11 protein-coding genes are annotated in these 13,221 nt (G+C 61.8%); 5 read left to right on the forward strand and 6 right to left on the reverse strand.

Features of this window, described 5'->3' with window-relative positions; translation table 11 throughout:
- Positions 1 to 177: 177 nt before the first annotated feature.
- The 3 genes from gshA (at position 178) to gshB (ending at position 4,643) form a co-directional block, all read left to right on the forward strand.
- Positions 178 to 1,473, forward strand: a complete 1,296-nt coding sequence (gene gshA / locus HYX42_RS15855) for a glutamate--cysteine ligase (protein WP_293404741.1) — start codon at positions 178 to 180, stop codon at positions 1,471 to 1,473.
- Between the two features lie 262 nt (positions 1,474 to 1,735).
- The gene (locus HYX42_RS15860) at positions 1,736 to 3,604 is read left to right on the forward strand and encodes a potassium transporter Kup (RefSeq protein WP_293404743.1); all 1,869 of its coding nucleotides are present in this window, start codon (positions 1,736 to 1,738) and stop codon (positions 3,602 to 3,604) included.
- Between the two features lie 82 nt (positions 3,605 to 3,686).
- Complete coding sequence (gene gshB / locus HYX42_RS15865; RefSeq protein ID WP_293404745.1) at positions 3,687 to 4,643, forward strand: glutathione synthase; 957 nt, start codon at positions 3,687 to 3,689, stop codon at positions 4,641 to 4,643.
- Here the strand turns inward: gshB and HYX42_RS15870 are convergent.
- From HYX42_RS15870 to HYX42_RS15880, 3 genes are all read right to left on the reverse strand, one after another.
- Complete coding sequence (locus tag HYX42_RS15870) at positions 4,640 to 5,443, reverse strand: class II glutamine amidotransferase (RefSeq protein ID WP_293404747.1); 804 nt, start codon at positions 5,441 to 5,443, stop codon at positions 4,640 to 4,642. The two genes, gshB and HYX42_RS15870, sit on opposite strands and share 4 nt — an antisense overlap.
- A gap of 2 nt (positions 5,444 to 5,445) precedes the next feature.
- Positions 5,446 to 6,897 (reverse strand): MFS transporter, encoded by a 1,452-nt coding sequence (locus tag HYX42_RS15875; protein ID WP_293405432.1) that lies wholly within the window; start codon positions 6,895 to 6,897, stop codon positions 5,446 to 5,448.
- 73 nt (positions 6,898 to 6,970) lie between these two features.
- Entirely contained in the window at positions 6,971 to 7,159 is a 189-nt protein-coding gene (locus HYX42_RS15880) for a 4-oxalocrotonate tautomerase (protein ID WP_293404749.1), read from the reverse strand.
- A gap of 381 nt (positions 7,160 to 7,540) precedes the next feature.
- Here HYX42_RS15880 and HYX42_RS15885 point away from each other — a divergent pair, with 381 nt between their 5' ends.
- Positions 7,541 to 8,884, forward strand: a complete 1,344-nt coding sequence (locus HYX42_RS15885) for a putative zinc-binding metallopeptidase (RefSeq protein WP_293405434.1) — start codon at positions 7,541 to 7,543, stop codon at positions 8,882 to 8,884.
- A 22-nt stretch (positions 8,885 to 8,906) separates the two neighbouring features.
- Here the strand turns inward: HYX42_RS15885 and HYX42_RS15890 are convergent, their stop codons facing one another.
- Complete coding sequence (locus HYX42_RS15890) at positions 8,907 to 9,722, reverse strand: fused MFS/spermidine synthase (RefSeq protein WP_293404751.1); 816 nt, start codon at positions 9,720 to 9,722, stop codon at positions 8,907 to 8,909.
- A 72-nt stretch (positions 9,723 to 9,794) separates the two neighbouring features.
- On the opposite strand from HYX42_RS15890, the gene HYX42_RS15895 reads away from it, so the two are divergent.
- A complete protein-coding gene (locus HYX42_RS15895; RefSeq protein WP_293404753.1) occupies positions 9,795 to 10,130 on the forward strand; it encodes a hypothetical protein in 336 nt (111 codons plus the stop codon).
- 22 nt (positions 10,131 to 10,152) lie between these two features.
- Here the strand turns inward: HYX42_RS15895 and HYX42_RS15900 are convergent, their stop codons facing one another.
- Positions 10,153 to 10,437 carry a hypothetical protein gene (locus HYX42_RS15900; RefSeq protein WP_293404755.1) on the reverse strand — a complete coding sequence of 95 codons (285 nt, stop codon included), beginning with the start codon at positions 10,435 to 10,437 and terminating at the stop codon, positions 10,153 to 10,155.
- Between the two features lie 76 nt (positions 10,438 to 10,513).
- Positions 10,514 to 13,048, reverse strand: coding sequence for a DUF1631 family protein (locus HYX42_RS15905; protein ID WP_293404757.1), 2,535 nt, complete (start codon positions 13,046 to 13,048; stop codon positions 10,514 to 10,516).
- Between the last annotated feature and the right edge of the window lie 173 nt (positions 13,049 to 13,221).

The following is a 13,221-nucleotide window of genomic DNA, read 5'->3' on the forward strand; positions in this document are numbered from 1 at the left end:
AAAAGTTGTGGCTCGCTGTTGTCGTTACACCCCGTTGTGCCCTCACACCTGCGGCGGTTTACTTTCTCGCACCATCGCCGTTACCCCTTGTAACCTCAGGGCCAAGCCCCAACATCCCTAAAATCAAGAGTGTTATAGCCACACCGCATAACAAAATCCTCAATCGAAAGTGGCCGCATGGTTCCGCATCTCATCACCGCCCTGAACGGCCCCATCAACGAACTTGAACAGCGCATCCTTGACTCCATGCCGGCGATTGAGCGCTGGTTCCGTCTGGAGTGGATGGAGCACACACCGCCGTTTTACAGCTCTGTGGACGTCCGCAACGCCGGCTTCAAGCTCGCGCCTGTCGACACCAACCTTTTTCCCGGCGGATGGAACAACCTGACGCCCGAGATGCTGCCGCTGGCCGTGCAGGCCGCCATGGCTGCGATTGAAAAAATCTGCCCCGAGGCGCGCAACCTGCTGATCGTGCCCGAGAACCACACACGCAACAGCTTCTACCTGTCCAATGTGCTGCAGCTCAAGCGCATCTTCAACCAGGCCGGCCTGAATGTGCGTTTTGGGTCGCTGTCCTCCGAGATCAAGGAGCCGACCACGGTGACCCTGCCGACCGGCGAAACCATCACCATAGAGCCGCTGATCCGCACTGACCGCCGCCTGGGGCTCAAGGATTTCGACCCCTGCACCATCCTGCTGAACAACGACCTGTCGGCCGGCATTCCCGGCATCCTGGAAGACCTCAACGAGCAGTATTTGCTGCCACCCACCCATGCCAGCTGGTCGGTGCGCCGCAAGTCGCGCCACGCCAAGGCCTATGAAGAAATCTCCAAGCGCTTCGGCAAGCTGCTGGGCATAGACCCCTGGCTGATCAACCCGATGTTTGAAAAGTGCAGTGACGTCAACATCGCCGAAGGCGGTGGCATGGAGTGCCTGACCACCAACGTCGATGCGCTGCTCAACAAGATTCGCCGCAAGTACAAGGAATACGGCATCAACGAAAAGCCGTTTGTCATTGTCAAGGCCGACAACGGCACCTACGGCATGGGCATCATGACCGTGCGCGACGTCAAGGACCTTGAAACGCTGAACCGCAAGACCAAAAACAAGATGAGCACCACCAAGGACGGCCAGCCGCTGACCGAAGTCATCATCCAGGAAGGCGTGCTGACCAACGAGCGCGTGCAGGACGCCGTGGCCGAACCGGTGGTCTACATGATGGACCGTTATGTGGTGGGTGGCTTCTACCGCGTGCACCCCGACCGCGGCATCGACGAAAACCTCAACGCCCCCGGCGCCAGTTTTGTGCCGCTGGCCTTTGCGGACAGCGGCCGCCTGCCGCAGCCGGGTGAAAAACCAGGCTCCAGCAGCCCCAACCGCTTCTATATGTATGGCGTGATCGGCCGCCTGGCCATGCTGGCCGCCAGTTATGAGCTGGAAGCGACAGACCCGGATGCCGAGGTTTACGACTGAGAACCAAAAAAGAGCCCGCAAAGCCCCGAAAGGGGCTTTTTTAATGCCTGCAGCGCATCCCGACAGGCCGATGCCCGTTACAAGTTGTTGCGGTGCAACAAAGCCGCCAATAGTTCGCTTTTAGGGGTTCAGGCCGACTTGTAAGCCCCTTGCGGAGGCGCAAAATAGCGTTCCCAAAGGTAACCATTCCCGCCGCTGCCGGCCGGGTCTGCCGCAGGCCCTGAAGCCCGCAGACCGCCACAGCCAAAGGCGGGAAGTTTTTGTGTCAAGTAAAAAATCATCTCTTGCGGCGCTCACCCTGGGCGCCATTGGTGTCGTCTACGGCGACATCGGCACCAGCGTTCTGTATGCCATGAAGGAAGTGTTTGGTTCAGGCCATGTACCCTTCACACCAGAAAACGTTTACGGCATCCTCTCCATCTTTTTCTGGACGCTGACGGTCATCGTGTCCATCAAGTACGTCGCGCTGGTGCTGCGCGCGGACAACAATGGTGAAGGCGGCCTGATTGCCATGCTGGCGCTGGCGTCAACCGCCGTCAAGGACAGACCCCGGCTGCGCCGCGTGCTGCTGATCGTCGGCATCTTCGGCACATCGCTTTTTTATGGTGATGGCGTCATTACCCCGGCGATTTCGGTGCTCTCGGCGGTTGAGGGGCTTGAAGTCGTGTCGCCGGCCTTCAAGCAGGGTGTCATTCCCATCACGCTGGTCATCCTGTTTGGCCTGTTTGCCGTGCAAAAGCACGGGACTGCGGGCATAGGCAAGCTTTTTGGCCCTGTCACGCTGGTCTGGTTCGGCGTGATCGCCCTGCTCGGCGTGTCGCAGATCGTCACCCATCCCGAAATTCTGTATGCCGTCAGCCCGCATTACGCGCTGCGTTTCATGTGGGACAACCCTGGCACCACCTTCATCATCCTGGGCGCCGTGGTGCTGTGCGTCACGGGCGCCGAGGCGCTGTATGCCGATCTGGGCCACTTCGGCAAGCGGCCGATTCGCCTGGCCTGGTTCACCGTGGTCATGCCCTGCCTGGTGCTCAATTATTTCGGCCAGGGCGCGCTGCTGCTGAGTAACCCCGACGCCGTCAAAAACCCCTTCTACCTGATGGCGCCGGCATGGGCGCTGCTGCCGCTGGTCGGCCTGGCCACGCTGGCCACGGTGATTGCATCGCAGGCGCTGATCACCGGCGCCTTCAGCGTCACCAAGCAGGCGATACAGATGGGCTATCTGCCGCGCCTGAACATCCAGCACACCAGCGTGCGCGACACCGGCCAGATCTACATGCCCTTTGTGAACTGGGGCCTGTTCGTCACCATCGTGCTGGCGGTTGTCATGTTCCGCTCTTCCAGCAACCTCGCAGCGGCATACGGCATCGCCGTGTGTACCGACATGCTGATCACCACCGTGCTGACTTTCTTTGTGATCCGTTACGGCTGGAACTACCCGCTCGGCCTCTGCATCGCGGCCACAGGCGTGTTCTTTGTGGTCGATTTCGCCTTCTTTGCCTCCAACCTGATGAAGCTGTTTGCCGGCGGCTGGTTCCCGCTGCTGATAGGCGGCGTGGTGTTCACGCTCATGATCACCTGGAAGGAAGGGCGTTACATCCTCAACGAGAAGCTGCGCACCGACGCGATCGACCTGCCAAGCTTTCTGGATGCGGTGTTCGTCAGCCCGCCTGCGCGGGTTGAAGGCACGGCGGTCTTTCTGACCGCCGAACCCGGCACCGTGCCCAACGCCCTGCTGCACAACCTCAAGCACAACAAGGTATTGCACGAGCAGAACCTGTTTGTCACCGTGCGCAATCACGAGGTGCCCTGGATAGGCATGAACAAGCGGCTGGAAATCGAATCGCTCGGGCATGATTGCTGGCAGGTCAAGGTGCATTACGGCTTCAAGAACGACCCTGATCTGCCCAAGGCGCTGCAGCAGATCAAGGGCCGCGGGTGCGAGCTCGAAGCCATGAACACCAGCTACTTCCTGTCGCGCGACACCGTGGTGCCGACCATTGGCGGCGGCATGGCGACCTGGCGCGAAAAGCTCTTCGCGCAGATGCACCACAACGCCAGCGGTGCGGCGGATTTTCTGAACCTGCCGAACAACGCGGTGGTCGAGCTGGGCAGCAAGATCGAGATATGAAGAACCCGGCGGCTGTGCGGTGATGCGCTTTGTAGAACAATAGGGCGCACTGCCGCTCCCGGCGCATCCAACACGTGTAGCCATGAACATTCTTTTTGTCGCCGACCCGCTCGAATCCTTCAAGATCTACAAGGACACTACCTTTGTCATGATGCGCGAGGCGCAAAAGCGCGGCCACCGCATCAGCGCCTGCGAGACGCAGGACATCAGCTGGCAGACCGGCGGCAAGGTCAGCGCGCATGTGCGCCACATCACTCTCACGGGCGAACCTGTCAGCTGGTTTGTGGCTGATGACAGGCGCCCCGACCAGCTTGAAGTGCTCTCCGGTTTCGACGCCGTGCTGATGCGCAAGGACCCGCCGTTTGACAGCGAGTTTTTCTACAGCACCCACCTGCTGGAGCAGGCCGAACGTGAAGGCGCAAAAGTCTTCAACAAGCCGCGCGCCCTGCGCGACCACCCTGAAAAACTGGCGCTGCTGGAGTTCTCTCAGTTCAGCGGCCCGACGCTGGTCACCCGCAACGCCGCCGACATCAGGCGCTTTCACGCCGAGCACAGGGACATCATCCTCAAGCCGCTGGACGGCATGGGCGGCATGGGCATCTTCCGCGTCACAGATGAGGGCATGAACCTGGGCGGCATCATCGAGACCCTGAACAAGGGCGGCGCACAAAGCGTGATGGTGCAGAAGTTCCTGCCCGCCATTGCGCAGGGCGACAAGCGCGTGCTGGTCATAGGCGGCAAGCCTGTGCCTTACAGCCTGGCGCGCATTCCCCAGGGCGGGGAAGTGCGCGGCAACCTGGCGGCCGGGGGCAAGGGGGTGGCGCAGCCGCTGTCGGCGCGCGATGCCGAGATCGGCAACACACTGGGGCCGGTTCTGGCTGCGCGTGGCCTGCTGCTGGCGGGGATTGATGTGATTGGTGACTCGGTGACCGAGATCAACGTCACCAGCCCGACCTGCTTCCAGGAAATTTATGACCAGACCGGCTTCGACGTGGCCGCGATGTTTATCGATGCCCTCGAAGCGGCCTTGACTGCCTAGGCGCCCAGCAGCGCACCGCCTGCAAACACCTTGAGTTCGCCCGGCGCAAACGCCGTCCAGTTTTCGTTGGTGGTTAGCGGCGCGGTCACCACGACGGCGACCCTGTCAGTCCGGGCGGCGTGGTCAGCGAAATTGATGCTGACGTCTTCATCGCTCAGCGTGGCATGGGCAAACGGATGTTTGCGCTCAACGTAATACAGGATTTGCGAATCGGGTTTTGACGACGCATGGGCCCACAAAGCCTCGCCGTTGCTCATCAGGAAGTTGAAGGTGCCGTGCGTGGCAATCTTGGCTGCGAGTTCGCGCAGGGTGATGCTCAGTTCCTCAACGCTGGGCACGCCTGCATGCGATTTGGCCATCTCCTGCATGATCCAGCAGAAGGCGCGCTCGCTGTCCGTCGTGCCTACGGGCCTGAAATTGCCGTGCAGGCGTGGCGCAAAATCGGCAAGGTCACCATTGTGTGCAAACACCCAGTAGCGGCCCCAGAGTTCGCGTACGAACGGGTGGCAGTTCTCAAGAGCCACCCGGCCCTGGGTTGCCTTGCGGATGTGGGAGATGACGTTGCGGCTCTTGATGGGGTAGCGGCTGATCAGCTCTGCCACCGGCGAGGTCGATGCGGGCTGGTGATCCACAAAGTGCCGCAGCCCCCTGTCGCAGTCCTCGCAGGCATCACCTTCAAAAAACGCAATGCCCCAGCCGTCAGCGTGGTGGTCGGTGTTGCCGCCGCGCTGCGCAAAGCCGCGAAAGCTGAAGGTCACGTCCGTCGGCGTGTTGCAGTTCATGCCCAGTAGCTGGCACATGGTCAGTCCTTCGCCGCCGCGTCTGCACCGGCCGCAGGCGGTTCGCGCAGTTGCCACGCAGCCAGCATGGCCAGCGCGCACAGGGCGGCCAGCATCATGAACGATTCATTGAAGGCCGCCAGGCGTGCCGGGCTGCTCACCGGGTTGACCAGTGAATCGCCATGCACGCTCAGGCGCCATTCCAGCACGATGCCGCACAGGCTCACGCCAATGGCGCCGCCCAGCATACGCACAAAACTGATGGCGCTTGAGCCCTGCGACAGCAGGCTTTCATGCAGCGGGCGCAGCGAGCCGAGGTTGAGCGAGGGCAGGATAAAACCCAGTCCGATACGGCCGACGATGGAAAGCATGACAAGTATCCACAGGCCCGATGTCAGCGTGATGGTGGTCATCAGCGCGAAAGACGCAGTCAGGAGCCCCAGGCCTGTGCCCACCAGCAACCAGGTCGGCTGCTTGTCTGCGAGTCGCCCCACCCCTGCAATCGTGACGGCCAGCACAAAACCGGCGGGCAGCAGTATGGTGCCCACATGCGAGGCCGACAGGTTCAGGCCCAGCTGCATATAGACCGGCAGCAGATAGGTTGATCCGAACAGCGCCGTGCCGTAAATGAAGGCCACCATGCTGCCCATCGCAAAAGGCCTGAAGCCGAACAGCGCCATGTTCATCAACGGCGCACCGCCGTTGGCCGACTGGTGGCGCTGCCACCAGACAAAGCCCGCGAAAATCAATGTGGCGGCAATCAGCAGGGCTACGGCCTGGGCGCGGTCGTTGCCGTGCAGCTCGACCATGCCATTGAGCAGACACAGGGTGCCCGCTGCCCCCAGCACCAGGCCGCGCCAGTCGAGCCCCGCGCCGTTGCGGTCGGCAGTTGCGCCACCCGGTGAGGTCATGGGTACATAGCGGTAGGCCATCCAAATAGATACGATGCAAAACGGCACCACCATGAAAAAGATGGAGCGCCAGCCAAACAGGTCCACCAGCACACCGCCAATGCTGGGGCCTATCGCGGGCGCCAGCACCACGCCCATGCCAAACAGGCCGCTGGCGCGTCCCTGCTCATGCGGCGCAAAGGCCCGCATGATGATGATGGCCGGTATCGGTTGCACCACGCCTGCGGCAAGGCCCTCGGCCACCCGCGCGGCCAGCACCAGGCTGAAGTTGTTGGCAAGCCCGCCCACCACGCCGCCGGCCAGAAGCAGAACCATGGTACCCACATAGGTGTAGCGGTAACCGTAGCGCCCCAGCAGCCACGGCGTGGTCAGCATGGACACCGTCATGGCCACCATGAAGCCGGAGGTCACCCACTGCGCCCTGTCCTGGCCCAGCACAAAGTGGTGGCTCATGTCGGGAATCGCCACATTGATGATGGTCGATGACATGATGGATGCCATCGTGCCTATCATCACCGACAGCAGCAGCAACCAGCGGTAGCGCTCGCCATACAGGGCGCGCATTTCAGGCAGTGAGGAGGGACGGCTCAAAATGGGCGTCTTGAAGATTCAGGGATCTGACCTGCGCTGACGGGTGTCAGCTGCGTTCCGACCACAGCTTGCCGCCTGTGGCCCAGTTCTCGCGCTTGATGTCGGTGATGAGGATGTCGACGGATTCAGGCGTGCTGCCCAGGATGTCTACCGTGGCCTGTGTGATGGCCTCGACCAGTTTTTTCTTCTGTTCGACGGTACGGCCTTCCATCATTTCGATGTGGTAAGTAGGCATGGTGATTCCTTGGCTATGGGTTGATGTGTAGTGAAAACACCGCAGCAATACCGCGATGACAGCCCCAATGATAAAAGCTTGGGCCTGCCCGCTGACCGCGATGGGTCAAAACAAGGCGTCGGTCCTTTCTGACAAGGCAAGGGGCAAAAGCGCCATGGTGCCAAATGCCGCCCGTGGCAAACTGAATCTCCCCATTATTCGTGCCCTGACCTTTGCTGCGGACCGTTCCCTCCCGCTTGATGCGTCCCGGGGCTCACGAGCCAATCCAGTTCGAACAGAAAAGCCCAAAGCCGCTTGCCACTCATGTCTCCTGACAGTCAAATATCCCCACCTGCTGGTCCGACGTCGACCCCTCCCACGCCGGCGCCACATCTGGCGTCCCTGGCTGGTCGCGCCTACCGCTGCAAATGCGGTGTGCCGGTTTTTTTCCGCAACAGTGAATGCCTGGCCTGTGGCACGCCGCTGGGGTATGACCCCGAGCAGGCACGCCTGCTGCCCCTCATGCCCGGCGAGGTGGCAGATACCTGGGTGGTCTGGCAGGCAGATCCGGCCAGCGACGCAGATTCTGGTGAGCAGCCTCAGCCTCAAAGCGACACCAATGATGTGCTGCCGCCGCCCGCCCGTGCCTACACGCGTTGCGTGAACCTGCAGACCCCGGCCGCCTGCAACTGGCTGGTCCCCACAGAAACATCGCTGAACAGCGCCAACCCTGTTTTGTTGTGCCGGGCCTGTCGCCTCAACCGCATCATTCCCGACCTCAATGACCCGGAGCACCCGGACAACGGCCTGCTCTGGGGGCGTATTGAGCTGGCCAAACGCCGGCTGATCTCGGCACTTCTGGCGCTGGGCCTGCCGGTCGCTTCGCGCATCACCGAAGACACCGAACGCGGCATGATGTTCGATTTTCTGCGCTCACCCGACAACGGCCCGCACATCATGACCGGCCACAACACCGGCCTGATCACGCTCAACCTCCAGGAGGCCGATGACGCCGTGCGCGAGGCGGTCCGCAAGGCCATGCGCGAGCCCTATCGCACGCTGCTGGGCCATTTCCGGCATGAAGTGGGCCACTACTACTGGGACAGGCTGGTCAGCGGCACCCCGTGGATGGACGGCTTTCACCAGCTTTTCGGCGATGAAAACCTTGACTACCTCGCCGCCTTGCGCCAGAACTACGAGCAGGGCCCGCCCGCCGAATGGTGGTTGCAGTACGTCAGTGCCTACGCCAGCACCCATCCCTGGGAAGACTGGGCCGAATGCTGGGCGCACTACCTTCACATGCGCGACACGATTGACACTGCACTCAGCTTCGGCATGATGGCTGACAGTGCGCCTCTGGAGTTCACGCCCTTCACCATTGATGCGCTTTACCAGCCCGATCACCCCGAGGCGCAGAATTTTCTTGATTTCCTGAACGACTGGACGCGCCTGACAACCATGCTCAACGAGATGTCGCGCAGCATGGGCCAGCCGGACTTTTACCCCTTCGTGTTGCCGCTCAATGTGGTTGCCAAACTGCACTTCATACACCTCCTGGTCACGTCAGCCAGCTGGTTGCCGGAAGATGCCGGCGTGGTGCGGGCGGCGCAGGAAGAGATGGACCAGCAGATGGGCGCCCAGATACAAACACAAACACAAACGCAAAGCCAGGGGCAACAGGCCCAGGAGCCATACCAGCCCCTGCAGTTCAATGATGAACAGGAAACGACCACCCAGAACGCCTGAGTGGCAGCGCTTCAAGCGCTGCTCAGTCCTCGTCACTGGTGCTGCGCATGCACCACACCATACGGGCGAACTCCGGCTGCAACTGCTTTCTGGCCTCGCGGTCCATGCCTGACAGGGCTGTGCGCAGGTCCAGGCGCTGACGCGAAGGCAGCAGCGTACGCGACGCAAACACGATGCAGTTGCTTTTCTCGAGCGCGGCTGCTTCGATCACATTGCCGGCAAAACTTCTTTGCAGGCGGGCCAGGCACAGCGCGTAGTCGGGGCTGTCATGGTGCAGGTTCACCGCCAGCACGCCATCGGGGCCCAGGGCGCGTGCGCAATCATCATAAAAAGCCTGTGAACACAGGGCAGGCGGTTGCCCCTGTTCATCGAACCCGTCCACCAGCAGCGCGTCAAGGCCGTCCGCCTGTTCCGCCACAAAGGCCGCCCCGTCGCATTGCAGCACCGTGAGCCGGTGATCGTCATCGGGAATCATGAACTCGCAGCGCAGTGCAATGATGTGCGGGTTGATCTCTGCCACCGTGATGCGGCTTGCGGGCAGGTGCCGGTAGCAGAATTTCGCCAGTGAGCCGCCGCCAAGGCCGATCATGCCGATATGCGCTGGCGCAGGCCTGAACATTAAAAACCCCATCATGGTCCGCGTGTAGTCCACCTCCAGCAGCCAGGGCTTGCGCTTGTCCATGCGGCTTTGCAGTTCGTCAAGCGAGAAGTAGAGCGACTTGCCGTCAGCGTCATCACGCACAAACGGTATGGAAGAGAGCGCTGGCAGAGCTGCAGGGCGCACTGCGCGAGGTGCGATGGATATATCTGAAAGCCTGTCAAGCGTTGGCCATTGCATGTGGTGGGTTGGGGCCTCGTTGTTATATGCCTCACGCAGCCGGTGGGCAGCTGCTGATTGTAGGATGCACCCATGGCCAGGGCACCGCGCAGTCACCACTACCACGTCTATGTTGTCGAGCTCGCGCCCGAGGTCTGGGACATTGCGCGTTTTCGGCGCGCCAACCCGGACTATGTGCTTGGCAAACCGTTTGTCTATGTCGGGATGACGGGGCTGGATCCGGACGTGCGCTTTGACAAACACAAGGCCGGCATTCAGGCCAATCGCTATGTGCTCGACTTTGGTGTGCGGCTTTTGCCCAGGCTTTATGAGATGTACAACCCCATGCCTTACGAAGGGGCGCGGGATATGGAGGTCGAACTCGCCATTGGTTTACGCGAGGCCGGGTACGGCGTCTGGCAGGCTTGACCGATCTGGCGTTTGCTGGGCGTTATTCCAGTGCGCTGACCGTCAGCCCGTGGCTTTCGCTGAAGGCTTTCAGCACCTCTGCCAGTTCTGCGTCCTGCAAGGTGGTGGTGATCTCGACAATCCGGTTATTGCTGCCCTTGTGGCTGTCGCTGACGATCACTCTCGCCGCGCTGTCCTTGGCAGCCAGCAGGCCCTGCAGCTCCGGGCCCAGGTTTGGCATCACGCCGTCGCCGGCATGTTTGCCCTTTGACGCCTGGGCGTAAAAGATTTCAAAAGAGAAATTCGTTTTGGGGCTGATGTTCGTCATGACCTGATTGTCCCGCTGGCCGTACCAGAAGCCGCGTCGGACAAGGCCGCCAAACCGCGTTTGTGTGTTGGTGGTTTCAGGCGGTTTCAAACTCGTCCTGCGGCGCAGACGACGGTTCAAAATCCGGGCGGACTGCGGCCTTCCTTTTTGCTCTGGCACTGGCGTTTGCTGTGACGGTGTCGAGCGCCTGTGCCACCACCGCCTGCGCATCAACAGGCCGCAGCCAGCGCTGCATGATGAGTTTTTCGCAGCTGCGCCTGGTCATGGAGTGCGGCTGGCCGCCGTGGCTGAGGAACATGAACAACGTCGCCCTGGTGCTGGCCCATATCAGCTGGGCGCGCAACCAGCGGTGTTTTGAGTACAGGTCAACCCACTGGCCGGTGCGCAGCCGCATCAGCATGGCTTCCGCCTGCTGGTTGCTGACGCCTGGGCCAGTGATGTCTTTTTCATGAGGCGCTGCAGACAGGTCTGCGGGCTGGGGGTTGGCCATCACAGCCACCTCCTCTTCTTCCATGGCCACAAGCTCCCCGGGCGCGGTTGGCAGCGTGTCTTCAAAACCGGCGGCATCGAGTTCGTCGCGGCCCAGCCAGGGCTGTCCGGCGGCTTTCGCGCGGCGCTGTTCGGGTGTGGCCGGCAGTTCTTCAGGCTCCAGCGTCATGGCGCCTGACTCCTCGGCGTCGCGCATGCTCTTGAGCCGCCTGAGCTTGAGGACCGGCCTGTGCAGTTTCATCAGTGACTCAAAAAACTTCTCGTTTTCCTGCGGCTTCTGGCCCAGCATGTCCAGGCCGGCATGCAGCTTTTCAAGCAGAGCCGGAATCATCTCAATCAGGCGTGCCGGGCGCTTGAGGGTCACGTCGCGCTTGACGCTCCACAGCAGATCCGGCACGACGGAGCCAAAACCCTCCGGGTCCACCTGGTTGCGCGTGTCTGTCAGCCTGGCGTGGGCCATGGCCAGTGACCAGGGGCCAAACAGGAAGTCCAGCACCACGCCGGGCACGTTGTCCAGGTCGGAGCGCGAGCTCATGTCGAAGGCAATCTGGTCGGCGAGCTCCTGCCGCTCCTCGGCAAAGTGCAGTGCCTTGAGCACCTTTTGCCGGCGTTCAAATTCGGCCTGGTCCTGTTCATCCCAGGCGCGCTCCAGCCCGGCCAGCACCATGGCGAAGGGCCGTGCGTCTGCGATCGCCAGCGCATTGAGCTCGTTGAAGGCGCGTGTCAGCGCAGCAAAAAAGCCTGCAAATTCGGCGCTGTATTCGTCGTTGTACTTGAAGCTGCGCTGCGCAACGCGCTCCATCAGCCGGCGGCCCGCATGCCTCTCATCACTGAAAAAGCGCGGGTCCACCATGGCCAGGCGCAGCAAAGAGGGTTCCAGCGCCACGATGGCCTCACGCACAGGCACCAGCAGGCGCAGGTCCTGCGCCACCTGGTTGACCAGCTTGCGCACCACCTCCAGGCCCAGCACCTGGCCGACCTGGGTGGCCTCCTTTTTGAGCTGCGTGCGCACGATGGCGCGCTCGCGCGAGCGGCCATAGCTGCCCCAGACTTTCGGGCTCAGCGGGCTTGATACATCCACATGCCGTGCCGGCCTGTCGACGGCTGCCAGGGCCCTGTAGCTGATGTCGTCTTCTTCGGCGGGTTCTGTACCCTGCAGTTCGGCAGCTGCAGAATCCGGTGCGGCTTTCAGTGAGCTGAGCTCTTCTTCGACGGTGGCGTAGTAAGAAGGCGCCAGCCCCTGCTGCGCGTTGCTGCCGCCGTGAAACAAGAACTCCTGAAACAGCTCGTCCCTGATTTCATAGTTCGAGAGGTCGGCGTATTGCGAGGGCTGCTTCCACCCTTGTTCGCTTTCGCCTGCATCGCCGGGTGCGCCGCGAGCCCCGGCCTTGCTGCCGCCTGCGCCCTGCCCCTGCCTGCCAGCGGGCGTCTGCAGCACCCGGTAGTGGGCGGCCTGTACATGCGCCAGCTCCAGCCGGTGAATGACGCGGCCGTAAATCTTCTGTATCTCGCGCGTCAGGGGTTCGGCCAGGTGTCTGATCCACAGCGCCATCATGGCCGCGTCGCCCTGGCTGCCGGCCATGATGTCCTGCAATACACGCGCAAATATCTCCGGGCGCAAGGGGTTGAGCTCGGGCCTGACGTTGGCCAGCCCCTGCGCCGAGCTGATCAGGCTGTCGAGTTCGGCCAGTGTCTGCTCCACACGTGGCAGGATTTGCTGCAGCAGGCGTGATGACGCGATGGCCTGGGTGACATCGGCATCATCGACCAGTGAAAATGTTTCCGTGCCCAGCAGCCGGCCGGCACTTCTTGGGGGAGTGGTGCTGCCTGCGGAATCAGATTTCGGCAGGTGCTGCAGCCGCACCTCGGCTGCGGCAATGTTGGCGCACTCACCGAAGGCGCACAGGAGCTCTGCCGCGTAGCGCGTACTCCAGGCATTCTTGCTGTCCTGCAATGTGCGCCAGGCCTGCGCCAGTTCATCGCGTTCGGCCACCCTCATGCTTTTGAGCTCTGCATCCTGCAGCCCCGCGACGGCCGCGTCCATGCATTGCGTCAGCGCCGACCCGGCAGCGTGGGCCGCCTCCTGAAGGCATGGTTGAAGGACGTCGGATTGTGAAGCCATCGGCAGGACACTTCCGGAAAGTGGGTATGCGCAGGTCATCAGCCGCCAGCGCCATCAGGGCTGGTACGGGCTGGCGATGAATTTCAGGCTAGGGTAAGGGCCAATCGCGGCGCAAGCGCAAAGCTTGCAAAGAGTTTCAATCGGTTTCGCCTGCATACATATGACTTAATGCG

Source organism: Polaromonas sp. (genome assembly GCF_016185115.1).
In the GTDB taxonomy this organism is placed as follows: Bacteria; Pseudomonadota; Gammaproteobacteria; order Burkholderiales; family Burkholderiaceae_C; genus Polaromonas.